Annotated in this window: 16 protein-coding genes and 1 pseudogene; 4 read left to right on the top strand and 13 right to left on the bottom strand. The window is 62.6% G+C overall.

Annotated features, from left to right (window positions below; translation table 11 throughout):
- Window positions 1-79: 79 nt before the first annotated feature.
- The 3 genes from KBX07_RS10925 to KBX07_RS10915 are packed head-to-tail and all read right to left on the bottom strand — an operon-like array spanning window position 80 to window position 2,157.
- Window positions 80-898 (bottom strand): hypothetical protein, encoded by an 819-nt coding sequence (locus KBX07_RS10925; RefSeq protein ID WP_256024121.1) that lies wholly within the window; start codon window positions 896-898, stop codon window positions 80-82.
- Window positions 899-910: 12 nt separating this feature from the next.
- The gene (locus tag KBX07_RS10920; RefSeq protein WP_256024120.1) at window positions 911-1,732 is read right to left on the bottom strand and encodes a pentapeptide repeat-containing protein; all 822 of its coding nucleotides are present in this window, start codon (window positions 1,730-1,732) and stop codon (window positions 911-913) included.
- Window positions 1,732-2,157 (bottom strand): hypothetical protein, encoded by a 426-nt coding sequence (locus KBX07_RS10915; RefSeq protein ID WP_256024119.1) that lies wholly within the window; start codon window positions 2,155-2,157, stop codon window positions 1,732-1,734. Before KBX07_RS10915 ends, KBX07_RS10920 begins: the two co-directional genes overlap by 1 nt.
- A 215-nt stretch (window positions 2,158-2,372) precedes the next feature.
- Here KBX07_RS10915 and chrA point away from each other — a divergent pair, with 215 nt between their 5' ends.
- Together chrA and KBX07_RS10905 are read left to right on the top strand one after the other, a co-directional pair.
- Entirely contained in the window at window positions 2,373-3,587 is a 1,215-nt protein-coding gene (gene chrA, locus KBX07_RS10910; protein ID WP_370687248.1) for a chromate efflux transporter, read from the top strand.
- 23 nt (window positions 3,588-3,610) lie between these two features.
- Window positions 3,611-4,627 (top strand): LLM class oxidoreductase, encoded by a 1,017-nt coding sequence (locus tag KBX07_RS10905; protein WP_256024117.1) that lies wholly within the window; start codon window positions 3,611-3,613, stop codon window positions 4,625-4,627.
- On the opposite strand, the gene KBX07_RS10900 is transcribed toward KBX07_RS10905, so the two are convergent.
- Window positions 4,624-5,772, bottom strand: coding sequence for an aminotransferase class V-fold PLP-dependent enzyme (locus KBX07_RS10900; protein WP_256024116.1), 1,149 nt, complete (start codon window positions 5,770-5,772; stop codon window positions 4,624-4,626). The genes KBX07_RS10905 and KBX07_RS10900 overlap by 4 nt on opposite strands.
- Window positions 5,773-5,837: 65 nt before the next feature.
- Here KBX07_RS10900 and KBX07_RS10895 point away from each other — a divergent pair, with 65 nt between their 5' ends.
- Window positions 5,838-6,008 carry a hypothetical protein gene (locus tag KBX07_RS10895; protein WP_005291562.1) on the top strand — a complete coding sequence of 57 codons (171 nt, stop codon included), beginning with the start codon at window positions 5,838-5,840 and terminating at the stop codon, window positions 6,006-6,008.
- On the opposite strand, the gene KBX07_RS10890 is transcribed toward KBX07_RS10895, so the two are convergent.
- Window positions 6,005-7,111, bottom strand: a complete 1,107-nt coding sequence (locus KBX07_RS10890) for a ThiF family adenylyltransferase (protein WP_256024114.1) — start codon at window positions 7,109-7,111, stop codon at window positions 6,005-6,007. The two genes, KBX07_RS10895 and KBX07_RS10890, sit on opposite strands and share 4 nt — an antisense overlap.
- An 18-nt stretch (window positions 7,112-7,129) precedes the next feature.
- Between KBX07_RS10890 and KBX07_RS10885 the strand changes: the two are divergent.
- Window positions 7,130-8,772 (top strand): annotated as a pseudogene (locus KBX07_RS10885) (BCCT family transporter).
- Here the strand turns inward: KBX07_RS10885 and KBX07_RS10880 are convergent.
- Genes KBX07_RS10880 through KBX07_RS10845 form a run of 8 tightly spaced genes read right to left on the bottom strand, consistent with a single transcriptional unit; the run spans window position 8,769 to window position 15,034 of the window.
- Window positions 8,769-9,692, bottom strand: a complete 924-nt coding sequence (locus tag KBX07_RS10880) for a cation diffusion facilitator family transporter (RefSeq protein WP_005291555.1) — start codon at window positions 9,690-9,692, stop codon at window positions 8,769-8,771. The pseudogene KBX07_RS10885 and the gene KBX07_RS10880 overlap by 4 nt on opposite strands.
- Before the next feature lie 5 nt (window positions 9,693-9,697).
- Window positions 9,698-10,489, bottom strand: a complete 792-nt coding sequence (locus KBX07_RS10875) for a thiazole synthase (RefSeq protein ID WP_005291553.1) — start codon at window positions 10,487-10,489, stop codon at window positions 9,698-9,700.
- A 2-nt stretch (window positions 10,490-10,491) separates the two neighbouring features.
- Complete coding sequence (gene thiS / locus KBX07_RS10870) at window positions 10,492-10,692, bottom strand: sulfur carrier protein ThiS (RefSeq protein WP_005291550.1); 201 nt, start codon at window positions 10,690-10,692, stop codon at window positions 10,492-10,494.
- Complete coding sequence (gene thiO, locus KBX07_RS10865; protein WP_256024113.1) at window positions 10,689-11,777, bottom strand: glycine oxidase ThiO; 1,089 nt, start codon at window positions 11,775-11,777, stop codon at window positions 10,689-10,691. The genes thiS and thiO overlap by 4 nt, the downstream gene beginning before the upstream one ends.
- Window positions 11,778-11,809: 32 nt before the next feature.
- Window positions 11,810-12,409 (bottom strand): response regulator transcription factor, encoded by a 600-nt coding sequence (locus tag KBX07_RS10860; protein WP_256024112.1) that lies wholly within the window; start codon window positions 12,407-12,409, stop codon window positions 11,810-11,812.
- Window positions 12,406-13,440 (bottom strand): histidine kinase, encoded by a 1,035-nt coding sequence (locus KBX07_RS10855; RefSeq protein ID WP_256024111.1) that lies wholly within the window; start codon window positions 13,438-13,440, stop codon window positions 12,406-12,408. The genes KBX07_RS10860 and KBX07_RS10855 overlap by 4 nt, the downstream gene beginning before the upstream one ends.
- A complete protein-coding gene (locus KBX07_RS10850; protein ID WP_256024110.1) occupies window positions 13,437-14,201 on the bottom strand; it encodes an ABC transporter permease in 765 nt (254 codons plus the stop codon). Before KBX07_RS10850 ends, KBX07_RS10855 begins: the two co-directional genes overlap by 4 nt.
- Window positions 14,198-15,034, bottom strand: coding sequence for an ABC transporter ATP-binding protein (locus KBX07_RS10845; protein WP_256024109.1), 837 nt, complete (start codon window positions 15,032-15,034; stop codon window positions 14,198-14,200). The genes KBX07_RS10850 and KBX07_RS10845 overlap by 4 nt, the downstream gene beginning before the upstream one ends.
- Window positions 15,035-15,073 lie beyond the last annotated feature (39 nt).

The raw sequence follows: 15,073 nt of genomic DNA, 5'->3' as shown, positions 1-15,073 counted from the left end.
CTCTGCGTCGCTGCTCCTTGGTGTATGAGCGGTTCATGATGGAATCCTCCAAGATTCCGTCCGCATCCCCTTTTGTCGTTTAACCCTCGAGGATGGTGCCATCGCTCAGACGCACAGCAGCCAAGCCCCACAACTTGGCTTCGTCGCGGATGCCGAACTCGCTCATGGATTCTTCTTCGAGGTCGAGGCGCATATCGATGAAGTTCTCGCCATGCCCGATGATGTCGACGACATCGCACCACCGATAGCCAACTATGTCGATGGCTTTCGTGGGCTCTGCCGTGTCGTCAACTACGAAAGCCATTTCGGCGTAGGCCTCGGGGGTGAGAGCTTCACCGCCGGTGTCGATGTAGCGGTAGTGCTCAATGGGGTAGTCGGGGTGGATGACGCCGTATCCCGCCTCGTAGTCAGCGGGCTCATCCAGGGTTGTCACTTTCACGGTCCCAGTGAAGTCGCTAAAGGCCATGCGGTCTTCCGGGCTGGCGTTGTTTGCACGGATGCGGAAGGTGCCTGGCTCGATTTCGTCGATAAGCATGGCGTGGTTGCCGAGGTCTTGGATGAACTGCCCACCGAAAGTGCGGTCCATCCAGGCGTTCGTGACGGTCACAAGGGGATCGTCGCCAAGCTTATCGACGATCACCCACCCCCGGTTCGCCTCCCCGTGCACCCCGAGCACCTCTTCGGATGCGTCCATGCCGGGGAACCGGAAGCTGCAGCGAAACGCTTTGACCCGGATGGCGACCTCTTCCGGAGGGTGGGGCGAGTCAAAGTACCACTCGATGAGAGTTTGGTGCTCCTTCTGAGGATTGATTCTCAGGCGTCCGTGAAGGGTTTTCCCTTCAAACTCAATGCTCGATGATCCTGCCTCGCCGAACATCTGATTGAACGTAGCGGACATGAGCCGATCTCCTTATCGTGTGGGGCTCGGCGGTGTCCAGCCGACCTCTGCGTAGAGTTCGGCGATCGGTTCGCGGATCCATTCTGGTTTCGTCGTGCCAGACAGTTCATCAATGTAGCGTGCTCCGCGTCGTTCGTCGTAACCGAGGCTTTCCAGGTCGGGACGACGAAGGTCGTACTTCGAGCGGAAGTTGGATGCGTCCGCTTCGATGATGTTGAACAGCTGCTCTGCCGCTTTACGTTTGCGCGAGTTCTCGTCGTCGAAGTAGGAGAATGCTAGCTGGCGGAGTTCCTCAGCGGTCTGGATCCAGTTCTCGTCGACGAAGCTCTGGTCATGCTCGGACAGTTTTACGCGTTGCATGGGCACGCCGGTGAAGCTGACGTTCGTCAGGGTGCACTGGGACAGGTCGACCTCGTCCAGCTGCGTCTTGGTGTGATGTTCCATGAAGTTGACGTCTTCGAGGTGTCCGCTGATCGTGGTGTGCTCGACGATGTCGTAGAGGAATTTACCCTTGCGCAGGACGACATCGGTCAGCGTGCTTCCACTGATCCGGTCGAACCAATCACCTTTCAGCGGGTGAACGGGGGAGATGACTGCGGTATCAATCAAGGCGATGTGTTCAACCGTTGTGTCTTCGAATCGTGGTTGCTGAAGGCGGCAGTTCTCAAACCGCACGGTTCTAAACGTGCAATTGTGGAAAGCCACGGCATTGAATGTGCAATTGCGGAACAGGGCACCATGGAACGTCACGGACTCAAACACGTGCTCGTCGAAAAGCATGTTGTCGACAGGCCCCATGACCTTGTCGGGCAGTGCGTTTGCGGGATCGGCCATCAGATTTCCTCCGTGTAGGTGCGCATCCAGTCTGTCATTGTCGGGAATGGACCTTCGACATATTCCAGGTCCTCGAAGTGGAAGTGGCCAAATTCCGTGGAGCCGTCGTCCTTGAGGTGGTACAACGCGAATTCATCGAGGTCAAAGATTGCAACCGGGAACCATCTATCCGAGTCTTCTCCGAACAGCTCCGCTGAGTGGGTCAGTTGCTCATAGCCAGATTCAACGCTGAAAGGGCTATTTGGTGCGGAGGCCGGTGAAAGCCAGTCCACACCGGCGATGTGGACAACTCCGTGCTGTTCGAGGAAATTCCGGTATTCAGCGGGAACCCACCCCGGCATGCATGCCAGGCCCGTTTCGAAATCAGCTTCGGTGAATCTGCAAGGGACAATTTCTCCTAGGTGATCGTCGTTCGGTTCGCTCATCCGTTTACCCCTCCAGCTTGTCGGTCAGGCCAGCCTAGCTGGATGGGTGGGCCGTCGCTGTGCGAGCCGCGGCCCAGGTCCCGGGCGACAGCAAAACCGCAGGGACTCCGCAATGCGGAGTCAACGAAACGCCCCGCCCGGGCGACTAGCCAAAAGAGAAACTGTGGGTGAACTTATCGGGCCAGCTCAAAGCGGCTCTGGTAAGAAAGGGCATCGTGACAACCTCGACCGGCAAAACTGGAGCAGCAAACATTAGCCGAGGTTCGGCCTTTGACGTGTTCAGGATCTTCCTGCGCCTTGGCTGTACTTCGTTCGGCGGCCCGACGGCGCATTTGGGCTTCTTCCGCGACGAATTCGTCGAGCGCCGGAAGTGGTTCAGCGATAAGCAGTACGCGGACCTCGTAGCGCTGTGCCAGTTCCTTCCCGGTCCGGCATCTAGCCAGGTCGGCATGGCCATTGGTCTGCAGCGCGCCGGATATATGGGGATGTTCGCGGCGTGGTTCGCATTCACTATGCCGTCGGTCGTGCTCATGGTGGCGTTCGCTGCCGGGGTGGCATACCTCGGCGACATCAGCGACGCCGGTTGGCTCATCGGTTTGAAGGCAGCTGCTGTGGCCGTCGTCGCCCAGGCGGTCCACGGCATGGCGCAGAACTTAATCACCGACAAGATCCGTGCGGCCATCGCGGTGGCGGCGCTCGTCGTCGTGCTGCTCGTTCCGCATCCGCTGGTGCAGGTGCTCGCGATTGCGGTGGGCATCGTTGCGGGTCTGGCTTTTCTGAAGGGGGAGGGCCGTGAGGAGGAGCCGTCGGCAAGCGAAGGGAGCGGCTCGGGCACAGTCGGCATTGTCTGCCTCGTGCTCTTCGTGGTGCTGTTGCTCGCTCTGCCGGCGATCGCACGCGCTGTCGGCGGAACCGGCATGGGGATCTTCGAATCCTTCTACCGCGCCGGCGCGCTCGTCTTCGGAGGCGGACACGTGGTGCTGCCGCTGCTGGAATCGGTGACGGTGCCTGACATGGTCAGCCATGACACGTTCCTCGCCGGCTACGGCGCAGCGCAGGCAATGCCTGGTCCGCTGTTCACGTTCGCATCGTTCCTCGGGGCCAGCGCGGACGGCATGCACTGGCTTGTGGGCGCGGCCATTGCCACGGTCGCGATCTTCCTACCCGCCGCGCTGCTGGTGCTCGGCGCGATGCCGTTCTGGGAACGCATCCGCCAGATGCCACGAGCAGGCAGTGCGCTCGCCGGAGCGAACGCAGCAGTGGTCGGCATCCTGGGCGCGGCCCTGTACACACCGGTGTTCACCGCGGGCATCACGGGCGTGGTGACGATGTCCGTCGCCGTCGTCTGCTTCGCCGCTCTGACGTCGTGGAAGGTACCGCCGTGGGCAGTAGTCATCGGGGCCGCCCTTGTCGGTGCAGTTGTGCTTTAACCCTCCACCGCTACGCTGGGCCCATGGCCCACCAACAATCGCTCCTTGACCTGTCTGACACTCCCTACTGGGAGCTTCCCGGTTTCCAGCGGACCTTCCGTCCCGGTGAGCTCACAGTGGGCCTATCGCTGCCGATCGAAGAGAACGCGGAGGCCAACCCCACCGACAGCCTGGATAACCAGCTGCGTCTTGTGCAGAAAGCGCAGGACGGTGGGATCGCAGCCGTGTGGGTGCGCGACATCCCGCTGCGCGTGGAGACCTTCGGTGACGTCGGCCAGGTCTATGACCCGTGGATGTATCTGAGCTACCTTGCTGCGCACACGTCTAGCATCGCGCTGGGTACGGCGGCGATTGTGGTGCCCTTCCAGCATCCGCTTTTGCTGGCCAAGCGCGCGGCCACGATTGACCGGCTGTCCGGCGGGCGTTTCCTCATGGGCGTGGCCACGGGGGACAGGCCCGAAGAGTTCCCAGCGTTCGGCATGGATAAAGGCATACGCGCGGAGGTTTTCCGCGAGCATGTGCACGCTTATCGACGCGCCACCACCACCTCCCACAAACCCCTCCGCTGGGAAGTTGCCGGGCAGGGCTTCAAGATGGGCGGAGCGGATGTGGTGCCCAAGCCGTCTGCGTGTGAGGTGCCGTTGCTGGCCACCGGCTCATGCCAGCAGACGCTGCAGTGGCGTGCAGAGCACACCCACGGCTGGTTCATGTACCACAAGGGCCTCGACGTGCAGCGGGTGAACGTGGCGAACTGGAATGCCGCAGTCGCCGAGTGGGCCGCGCGCGAGGGCGCCACGGGGCCGGCAGCGTTCAAGCCGTTCGCCGAGTCGCTGTGGCTCGACCTCTCCACCGATCCGGATGAGCCAGCTAGCGGCGGGACTTTCGGCTACCGGCTCGGGCGCAATGTGCTCGTCCAGCTGCTGAAATCACAGCGCAGCATGGGCATTCACCATGTGTCGGTGAACTTCCGCACTTCCACGCGGCCGGCAGAGGAGCAGATCGACGAGCTCATCGAGCACGTTTTGCCTGCGCTCGGCTAGGACAGCACCTGCTTGAGTGCGTCCTCGAAGCGCTCGACAGCGCGGTCGACATCGCCCCACTTATCCAGGCCGAACAGGCCAATGCGGAAGGTGGAGAAGTCTTCAGCTTCACCAATCTGGAGCGGGACGCCAGCGGCGATCTGCAGACCGGCCTGCTTGAAGGCGGAGCCGTTCTGCTGCTCGGGGGCCGTAGCGTGCATGACCACGATGGAGGAAGCCTCAAAACCTTCGGCGGCGACGGAGCGGAAGCCAGCGTCTGCCAGCACGCCACGGATGCGGCTGCCCAGCTCGACCTGGCGCTCGGTGAGCTGCTCCAGGCCGGTCTCTTGCGCTTCCTTCATTACCTCCAGGTTGTGCTCGATGGTGTCCGTCGGCATCGTCGCGTGGTAGGCAGCGGAACCGCCCACGTACCCCTCAGAAATGGCGGTCCACTTGGCCAGGTCCATGGCGAAGGAGTCGGAGGTGGTGTTGTCCAGCTCGGCTCGGGCAGCTTCAGAGAACATGACGTAACCGGTGGCCGGGGAGCCAGACCAGCCCTTCTGCGGGGCGGTGAGCAAGATGTCCACTCCAGTTGCTGCCATGTCGATCCATTTCGCGCCGGAGGCGACGCAGTCAAGAATCATCAGGCCGCCGGCGTCGTGGGCGGCGCGGGCCAGCTCGGTGATGTAGTCGTCCGGCAGTTCAAGACCGGCTGCGGTTTCCACGTGCGCGGCGATGACGAAGGATGGGCGCTCCTCACGAATGCGGGCGACGGCATTCTCAATTGCCGGCGGGGCGTAGGACGGGCGTGCCTCCTCGGTGGTCGGCTCGGCGCCCAGCACGATTATCTCGTCGGCGAGCGAACCCATCTCGAAGATCTGGGACCAGCGGTAGGAGAACTGGCCGGTCCGGATGACCAGTGCCTTCTTCCCGCGCACGAACTGGCGGGCAACGGACTCCATAGCGAAGGTGCCGCCGCCGGGGATCACAGCCATGCTGGAGGCGCTGTAGGTGGAGCGCAGAATCTCCTGCAGCTCTTGCATGACGCCGATGAAGCGGGCGGACATGTGGTTGAGAGACCGGTCGCTGAACACGGCCGAGTATTCGAGAAGACCGCCGGGGTCGACGTCGTGGCGGGGGAGCTGGTTGCACGCGGAATCAGTCATGCCCACAACGCTAGCACCAGCAATGCCCTACCATGGGGCCCATTAATAATTAAGGAGAATCAATTATGAACTGGGTCGTCGCTATTGCCGGAGCTGTCATTGGTGCCTTGCTGACGGGGTGGATCCTGTCGATGCTGGGCGTCAGCGGCATCCTTTACACCATCCTCGTCCTGATCGGCTCCGCCTGCGTTTCCTCGCTTGCGGGCACTCTGTACCACCGCAGCAAGATGCGCTAGAGCGCGTTCACACCGCCCGGCAGGTTGACTAGCCGGATGTCGCGCTGGTCTGCCAGTGGCTGGAACGTGTCCACGAACCATTGGGACCGCACGCCGGACGCGCAGTAGACAACGACTTCGGAGTGCTCCGGGAGATCGTCGATAAGCTCTGCGGCCATGTTCGGGTGTAGTTCGATGTCGGACGTGGGCAACAAGTGCCCGGGCACCGGCAGGTCTTTAATGGCTTTCTCGTGCGGTTCGCGCACATCGAGCGCGATCGCCTCACCGCGCTCAAGCTTATCGACGAGTGGACCCGCCCCCTCCGGCACCGTGCACACCTCGCCATAGTCTGGAGCTACCTTGGTGACCAGCGGTCGGCCTGGATCCCGGGTGACAGTGAACTGGCGGATGGACGCGGTCAGAGCGTCATAAATGTGCAGCTTGCCGGGTGTGGAGTCGCCGACGCCGGTGAGGAACTTCACCACCTCAGTGGACATGAGTCCGCCGACCACCGACGTAGTCACACCGAGCACACCCGCCGTCGCGCAATCCGGCACGGAATCCGCGTCTGGTTGTTCGGGGTAGAGGTCACGCATGCCAGCTCCGGTCTCAGGTGCACCGGGGCCGGTCCACCACAACGCCACATCGCCGCGGTAACGCAGCACCGAGCCCCACACCAGGGGAGTGCCGGTGATCTCGGCGGCGTCGGCGGCGAGGAACTTGGTGGAGAAGGTGTCGGAGCCGTCGATCAGCACATCGACCCCGTCGAGGAGATCCGTCGCGTTCGACGCATCCATCCGGCCCTCGATCGTGTCAACGCGGATGCCTGGTTGCAGTTCCTGAAGGCGCTCCGCAGCCACCTCGATCTTCTTCCGGCCAACATCGGAGGCCCCGAAGAGGATCTGGCGGTGGATGTTGGTTAGGTCGACCACGTCATCGTCGATAAGCGAAATATGCCCGACGCCTGTCGCCGCAAGCGTCTGCATGATCGGGCACCCCAAGCCACCTGCGCCGATGACGAACACATGGGCGCGCTGAAGCGCTTCTTGCTGATCGGGCCCGAAGCCGGGCAGGTTCATCTGCCGGGCAGTACGGCGAAGCTCATTCTCGTGTAGATCGCTCATAACCTAAACTTAAACACCATGTCCAAATTTCGCTCGGACCCGCTGATCTTCTTCTCCGCGGCCGGATTCATCACAGTCTTCGTCGCCGCCACGATTGGATTCGGCGACTCTGCTAGAGAACTCTACTCCCACGTCTCCGCTTGGATGATGGACCACTTCTCGTGGCTCTACATCGGTGGAGTCTCTGCGGTGTTCCTGTTCCTCATCGTCATTTTCGTCTCCCGCTACGGAAATTTCCGTCTCGGTGATGACGACGACGAGCCAGAGTACTCGCTGCCCGTCTGGTTCTCCATGCTCTTCGCAGCCGGCATGGGCGCGACCCTGATGTTCTGGGGTGCCGCAGAACCGCTGCACCACGCATTCAACCCGCCACGCGGCGGAATGGAGTCCATGAGCGATTCCGCTGTGCGCCAGGCATTCGAGTTCACCTACTACCACTTCGGCATCCACATGTGGGTGATCTTCACCCTGCCGGGGCTGGCCATGGGCTACTTCGTGTACAAGCGCAAGATGCCCGCCCGCTACTCGTCGATTTTCTCGCCGCTTCTGGGCAAGCGCGTTTACGAGTGGCCGCATCGATTTCTGTGGCGACGGGTCTGGACAAGGGCGTGAAGATTCTGTCCAACCTCAACATCGTCGGCTCCGTGATTCTGCTGATCTTCCTGCTGCTGGCCGGGCCGACGCTGAAGATTGTCCAGCACCTGACCGAGTCCTTTGGCATCTACGCGTCCTCTCTGCCGGAACTGATGTTCTGGGTCGATGCCAACAACGAGAACCCCGGCTGGCACGCCACCTGGACCGCGTTCTACTGGGCGTGGACGATTTGTTGGTCGCCGTTCGTGGGCATGTTCTTCGCCCGCATTTCCCGCGGCCGCACCGTGCGCCAGTACATCGCCGGTACCATCCTTGCGCCGACCATTTTCGACATTGTCTGGTTCGCCGCCTTCGGCCGCACCGCCATCGAAGTGGAGCGCAACGACCCGGGAGTCCTTACCGGCCCCGTCGTCGAGGACGGCGATACTCCGCAGGCGCTGTTCACTTTGTTGGCGCAGTATCCGCTGTACATGATCACCGGAACGATCGCGCTGGCGGTCATCGTGTTCTACTTTGTCACCTCGATCGACTCCGCCGCCCTGGTGATGGACACATTCGCCACTGGCGAAGAGGAAGCGACGCCGTGGTACTACCGCGTTGCGTGGGCGATCTCTGTCGGCGTGGTCACGGCCGCGCTGCTGTTCATTAACGATTCCGGTATCCAGGCGCTGCAGGAAGTGGTGATCATCATCGCCCTGCCGTTCTTCTTCGTGTACTTCATCATGATGTTCGCCCTGGTCAAGGCGATGGATGATGACGCTGCTGCGGACCGTAAGTTCCGCTCCCGCCAGTGGGAGAAGACGGACACCCCGGAGAAGTACGAGGAAGCTGAAGCGAAGCCCGCGCCGGGCTATGACGAAGAGGGCAATGAGATCGACCGCCCTGAGCTCGAATACGACTACGACAACGAGACGTGGCGTCTCACCGAGACCCTCGTCATCGAAGGCGAGGCCGAGACCGAAGACGGCGATGAAGAGGTCGTCGAGGTCGAAGTCCCCGAGGGCACCCCAGTGGAGATCGACACCGTCGAGCCAGCAGGGGCCACGAAGGTCGAGGGCGAGCGCTAGTCAGCGCTCACCGGGGGGATTTGGGGCGTCATCGGCCCGACGGTGGTCGGGTGGCCCAACGGCTCAACGTGAATGATCGTTTCGGCCCCGCCCAGGGCTGCGGCAATGCCTTCTTCGACAGCGTCAGCGTGGTCGTGGGACTTATCCACGGTCCACTGACCCGGCACCTGCATCACCAGGTCAACGAAGCGCTGACGGCCTGCGGCTGTCGTGCGCACGGAGGTGAACTCGACGCCGTGAGCAGCGGAGTAGTCAGCGAGGAAGGACTTCACAGTGGCGACCTCATCCTCCGGCAGCGTCTCCGCCAGCAGACCCAGGATGGCCCCGCGCAGCAGGGAGTAACCGGTGAACAGGATGTTCGCACCTACCAGCAGCGCGACGATCGGGTCGAGGATCTCCCAACCTGTCAGCCACACCAATGCCATGCCCACGATGACGCCGACGGTGGTCCACACGTCGGTGATCAGGTGACGCCCGTCCGCGTCGAGGGTGGTGGAGCGGTACTTCTTGCCGGCGCGGATGAGCACAATGCCCACACCGGCGTTGATGGCGGTGGCCACGATGGAGAACACCAAGCCGATGCCGAGCTGTTCCAGCGGCTGCGGGTTGATGATGCGCCCCACTGCGGTGATGATGATCACCACCGACGCCACCAGGATGAGGAAGCCTTCCACCTGCGCGGCGAAGTATTCGGCGCGGGCGTGGCCGAAGTTGTGGTTGTCGTCTGCCGGCTTCGCGGCCAGCTTGATTGCCCACAATCCGACGCTCGCGGCGACGAGATTGATGGTCGATTCGATCGCGTCCGATAAGAAACCGACCGACCCGGTCACCCAGGCCGCGACGAGTTTCAGGCCGATGACTAAGACCGATGCGGCAATGGACAGCCACATGAACCGTTCCAGCAGTTTCTGCTCGTCCATGGGATCTACAGCACCTGGTCTGCCCAGCTTGCTAGCCCTTCAAAGCTTGACGACGCCACCGCGTGCTCCCGTTTCGGAATCCGCCCCGCCCCGCGCGCAGCCGAACCGGCCTCGACTGCAAGACGCATCGCCCGCGCCATCGCTTCGGGGTCTTGGCACCGGTTGATGGCGCTGGCGAGCAGCACGCCCGAGCAGCCGAGTTCCATGGCCAGGGCGGCGTCCGAGGCGGTGCCAACTCCAGCGTCGACAAGCACGGGAACCTCGGCCCGCGAGCAAATGAGCTCGATGTTGTGCGGGTTGAGAATGCCCAAGCCCGTGCCAATGGGCGAACCCAGCGGCATCACGGCCGCCGCACCGATGTCCTCGAGCTTCTTCGCGGCCACCGGGTCATCAGAGCTGTAAGCGAGGACGGTGAAGCCTTCATCGATGAGCATCTCGCACGCGTCGACGGTCTCCACGACGTCGGGCAGTAGCGTGCGGTCGTCCGCAATGACCTCGAGCTTCACCCAGTCGGTACCCAGCGCCTCACGCGCGAGCTTCGCGGTGATGACCGCGTCGCGGGCGGTGCGGCACCCAGCAGTGTTGGGCAGGGGAGCGATGCCAAGACGCTCGAGCAGGTCGAAGACGCTTTCACCCTGCTCGCCGTCGTTCTTCTGGGCAGCAAAGCGGCGCATCGCGACTGTCGTCAGCTCTGTGCCCGATGCGACAAGCGCACGCTCGAGCATGTCCTGCGAGGTCGCCCCGCCAGTGCCCATGATCAGGTGCGAGTCGAACTGCTTGCCGGCGATCTCGAGCACGCCTAGCCTCCTTGGACAGCGGTGAGGATGTCCACGTGGGCGCCGTCCTCAAGCACGCGGGTGGCCCACTCCGACTGCGGCACAACATCGCCGTTGATGGCGACAGCGGTGCCCTTGGGCACCTCGCCCAGGCGCTCTTCCAGCAACTTCTGAACGTCGGTGGTGTCGGTGGTGACGTTTTCATCGTTCACGATCAGATTCATTCTTGCCTCCTGTGACGCATTGGATCGCAGGCTTTCAAGTCTACGGACGGCTCCTGCTTTTCGACGAGCTCAGCCCCGCACCGAGCCCCCACTGCCGCGAGCAAGATACCGTGCCGGAAATACCCTGTGGACACGACCACTCGGTCACTGACTCTGCCGAGGTATGGCAGGTCGTCGGGGGAGCCCGGCCGTGCACCGGCATGGGTTTCCACGATGTCGCAGTCTTCGATGGCGGGCAGGATCTCAATCCCGTCACGCAGCAGTTGGAACACGCTGCCGGCCTGCGGGTCGGGGCGGTTGTCTTCCCGGGTGGTCGCACCGAGGGTCAGCCCGTCGCCGTCGCGCGGAATGACATAGATGGGCCGGTCCTCGACGAAGCCGCGGATCACCCGGTCCGCCAACGGGCGCTGGTGCTCCGGCACGCGCAGCTCCACCATGTCGCCGTACACGGGGCGCAACTTGAGCGGGTTCTCGCCCTCGAACCAGCCGGTGGTCTCTCGGGCGCCGAGGCCGTTGGCCAACACAATCTGGTCCGCATCGAGTTCATCGACGTCATGGATCGCTTCGTGGATGAAGGTGACGTTTGCGTTGCGGCAGGCGTCGATAAGCGCCTCTGCGAACAGCCGCGGGCGGACCTGGTGGTCACCGGGGATGTGCACGGCGCCGGCAATAGCGGGATGGAGCGCGGGCTCGAGCGTGCGGGCCTCGCGGGTGGTCACGCGCTCGGTAGTCATGCCGTGCAGTTCCTGGTATTCCTGCAGCTCCTCAAGGTGCGTCTTGTCCGCGCGATCCTTGGCCACGATGATTGTCCCGTCGGTCCGGTAACCGGTGGGCTTATCTGTGTGCTTCGCGGTGAGATTGATGAGCTCGGGGTACCACTGTCCAGCCGCAATCATGAGCGGAAAGAGCGGGTCCTGCTTGTACACGACCTCTGCGGCGGGGGCGAGCATGCCGCCCGCGTGCCACGTCGCGCCGCTGACCGGATCAGGGTCATAGACAGTGACGCTGTGGCCGCGGTCCGCTAGCGTCAGAGCGGTGGACAGGCCAATGATGCCTGCCCCAACGACTGCAATATTCCCTGCCATATTGCCATCCAGCCTACGCCTTTCTCAGGACTTCAGAGCCAGCCATTGTCGTTGCAGGTGCGTGCGGCAGCGTAGCGGTTGGGCGCGCCGGTCTTGGTCATGATGGCCGAGATGTGGTTGCGCACCGTCCCAGTTGAGAGGTTCAGCCGTGCTGCGATCTGCTTGCTCTCCGCGCCGGTGAGGGCTTCGCGGGCCACCTCGACCTCCCGGGCAGTCAGTGGCGACGGTGGGGTGAACAGGGATTCTTCCGCAACCTGCGGGTCGACCACCCGCATGCCAGCGTGAGCGCGCCGTACTGCGTCGGCGAGCTGATCCGGGGGAGTGTCCTTGACGATGAACCCCGCGGCCCCAGCCTCCAGGGCTGTGCGCAGGTATCCGGGCCGGCCGAACGTGGTGACAATGACTACCTTGCACGGCGACCCTGCCAAGTCAGCGGCGAGTTCCAACCCGGTCCGGCCGGGCATTTCAATGTCGAGCAACGCCACATCCACGTTGTGTTCCCGCACTGCCTCGACAACGCCCTCACCCGAACGGCAGGTGGCTACGACCTCAATATCCTTCTCGAGGTTGAGCAGGGCTGACAGCGCCCCCACCAGAAGCCCTTGATCGTCGGCGATGAGCACCCGGATCATGCTGTCACCTCCAGCCGCGTTCCGGAATCGGTGGGTGGAACCACGAGAGTGCCGCCGGCGGCACTGACCCTGTCTGCGATGCTCACCAGACGCGTGCCCGGGGGCAGGCCGACACCGTTGTCAGCCACCACGAGCGTGTGCGGGGAGACCTCGATCTCGCATTCTGTGGCCTGGGAGTGCCGGATCACGTTGGTCACCGCCTCCCGCAGCACCCATCCGAATAATGGGGAGTCGGTGGCGCCGTCTGAATCAATCCGCACCTCAATCCCGGCTGCCGCCAGCGCTGAACGCGCGGCTTCCACCTCCGCAGTTAGCGACGGCGTGTGGGTCGCTCGCACAGCCCGCCGGACATCCTCGAGCGACTGGCGGGACAGCTCCACGATCTCATCCAACTCCTTCGCCGCTTCTTGCTTGTCGACGTCCACCAGCCTGCGCGCCAGCGACGTCTTCACATTGATCACGGTCAGCGAATGACCCAATAGATCGTGCACGTCCCGGTAAATCGACTCGCGTTGTCGCGCCAGCTCGAGCTCAGCGGCGAGGTGGACGCGCTCGTCGCTAAGCCTGGTCGCGCTGACCTGCGTTCCTACCGTCACCGCGATGAGCACGGACGCGCCGAAGAATATCCAGGTTGTCAGGTTTCCCGTGAGGAATACGAAGACACCGAACACCGAAATGATGGCGAGATCCACGATCGTGTGCATGCGCACTGGCATGAGTGATCCGGTCACGGCCGTGATGTAGGGGAGCATTGTGGCCCCCCACACCCCCATGATGGCGGTCACCCCGATCATGGGGATCAGGAGGGCGATCACCCACAACGCCGCGTTGACAGTGTCCTTACTGTGCACGCGGATCGTGTGCGCGCACAGGTACACCGCGCCGAAGACCACGATCAATCCGGCACCGGCTACGTACTGCCAGGTGGGGAGCTCCATGGTGAACAAGCCGGCGAGCGGGCTGACCAAGAGGATCAGCCAGATGCCGGCCTCAACGAGGTGGTAGTGGCCACCGTTCGTTTTCTGGGTCACGCACGCCCTTTCTCGCGGCTATCCAAGGCCAGACTGATCACAGCGAAAATGACTGTCCAGGCAATGATACTGAGCACGGGTTGCCACAGGGGGTCGGTGACTTGGAAGGGTTCGTCCTGGATCAGCTGGAGCCCTTCGGCCACAGGCCACCGCGACAGCATGGTGGCGCCGTACATCGGGGTGAACCGGGAGAAGTCGATCAAGTTGCTCGCCAGCGGGAACAGGGTGTTTCCAGCGAAGGCCAACAGAGTGACTGAGGTGGCAGCAATCGAGACTGCCGTGAGGGACTTCAGCGATTGCGCCCAGACCAAACCGTAGAAGCCGAAAGGCAAGGACACGCCGACGGTGATGAGGAAACTCCAGAACCATGCGCTGGCGTCCATCTTGGCGTCGACCAATGCGCCGGTGAGGAACACCGCAGCTACGGGCAGCACGACGTTGACGATGATGACGAGCAATCTCGCGACCGCAATCTGCATGTTCGTCAGGGGAGTCAGCGCTAGCTGCCGCCCCCATCCGCTGTTGTGCTCCACGACCACCAGGGACGATTGGGAAACAGCTCCCGAAATTCCCGCGTAGAGGGCCATGCCGAGCATGACGAAGGCGGCGACGTTGCCGTTGCCCAGTTCATCGTCTGAATACTGCTGGGCAGCACCGAAAATGAGGTAGAGAATCACCGGAAGAACGATGTTGAAGAACAGCGAAGAGGCATCGGATTTGAGGCGTTTGAGGTTGTGCAGCGCGAACTTCAGGGTGGTCATGGTTGCTCCTCGCTTTCTGGGTCATCTGAGGTGAGTGCGATGAAGGAGTCCTCTAGGGATGTTCTAGTGACGGTCAGGTCGTGAGCATCGGTCTCGGTAAGTAGTTTCCGGGCGTAGGAGTCGGAGTCCTGGGTGGTGACGTCGATAAGCCCCTGCGATGACTGCGCTGTGACCCGTTTCTTGTCTGCGCCGGCGGTGAGACTGTCTGTCGGGCCGTCCGCGATGAGCTCGCCGCGATCGAGCACGATGATGCGCTCCGCGAGGTTTTCAGCTTCCTCGAGGTAGTGCGTGGAGAAGATGATGGTGCGTCCAGAGTGGGCCTGGGCGCGCATCGTGTCCCAGAACTCGTGGCGGCTGGTGGCGTCCATCCCGGTGGTTGGTTCATCGAGGATGAGAATGTCCGGCTTGCCCAGCAACGCAATCGCGAAACGAATGCGCTGTTGCTCGCCGCCAGAGCATTTGCCCACCCGGCGGTTCTGAATCTTGGTGAGATTCGCCTGCTCGATCGCGGCCTCCACGCCGATGGAATCGCGGTGTGTGGAGTTGATCATGGCCAGGGTGTCTTTGACGGTGACAGTGTCGAGGAGACCGCCGGTCTGCATCACCGCACCAATGCGTGCGTCCCGGATCGCCTGCGCCGGGGTCATATCGGCCACGCGTACTGTGCCGCTCGTCGGCTTGGTCAATCCGAGAATGAGGTCCACCAGGGTGGTCTTGCCTGCTCCGTTGCGCCCAAGCAGGCCGACGATTTCACCGCGGCCAATGCTCAGGCTGACATCTTCAACGGCTTTCACCGATCCGAAATGCTTGCTCACGTTCTGTGTTTCGATCATGCTTCACATTCCACTGCGCGCCGGGAAGGCGAGCGTAGC

Source organism: Corynebacterium sp. CCUG 70398, from assembly GCF_024454055.1.
GTDB classification, from domain to species: domain Bacteria; phylum Actinomycetota; class Actinomycetes; order Mycobacteriales; family Mycobacteriaceae; genus Corynebacterium; species Corynebacterium genitalium.
Note: the sequence above shows the minus strand (reverse complement) of the source record. Positions and strands in the feature narration are given on the sequence as shown.

Coding starts and splice junctions, on each gene's coding strand:
- KBX07_RS10925 (WP_256024121.1), bottom strand. CDS start 898: ATGTCCGCTACGTTCAATCAGATGTTCGGCGAGGCAGGATCATCGAGC.
- KBX07_RS10920 (WP_256024120.1), bottom strand. CDS start 1,732: ATGGCCGATCCCGCAAACGCACTGCCCGACAAGGTCATGGGGCCTGTC.
- KBX07_RS10915 (WP_256024119.1), bottom strand. CDS start 2,157: ATGAGCGAACCGAACGACGATCACCTAGGAGAAATTGTCCCTTGCAGA.
- KBX07_RS10905 (WP_256024117.1), top strand. CDS start 3,611: ATGGCCCACCAACAATCGCTCCTTGACCTGTCTGACACTCCCTACTGG.
- KBX07_RS10900 (WP_256024116.1), bottom strand. CDS start 5,772: ATGACTGATTCCGCGTGCAACCAGCTCCCCCGCCACGACGTCGACCCC.
- KBX07_RS10895 (WP_005291562.1), top strand. CDS start 5,838: ATGAACTGGGTCGTCGCTATTGCCGGAGCTGTCATTGGTGCCTTGCTG.
- KBX07_RS10890 (WP_256024114.1), bottom strand. CDS start 7,111: ATGAGCGATCTACACGAGAATGAGCTTCGCCGTACTGCCCGGCAGATG.
- KBX07_RS10880 (WP_005291555.1), bottom strand. CDS start 9,692: ATGGACGAGCAGAAACTGCTGGAACGGTTCATGTGGCTGTCCATTGCC.
- thiS (WP_005291550.1), bottom strand. CDS start 10,692: ATGAATCTGATCGTGAACGATGAAAACGTCACCACCGACACCACCGAC.
- thiO (WP_256024113.1), bottom strand. CDS start 11,777: ATGGCAGGGAATATTGCAGTCGTTGGGGCAGGCATCATTGGCCTGTCC.
- KBX07_RS10860 (WP_256024112.1), bottom strand. CDS start 12,409: ATGATCCGGGTGCTCATCGCCGACGATCAAGGGCTTCTGGTGGGGGCG.
- KBX07_RS10850 (WP_256024110.1), bottom strand. CDS start 14,201: ATGACCACCCTGAAGTTCGCGCTGCACAACCTCAAACGCCTCAAATCC.
- KBX07_RS10845 (WP_256024109.1), bottom strand. CDS start 15,034: ATGATCGAAACACAGAACGTGAGCAAGCATTTCGGATCGGTGAAAGCC.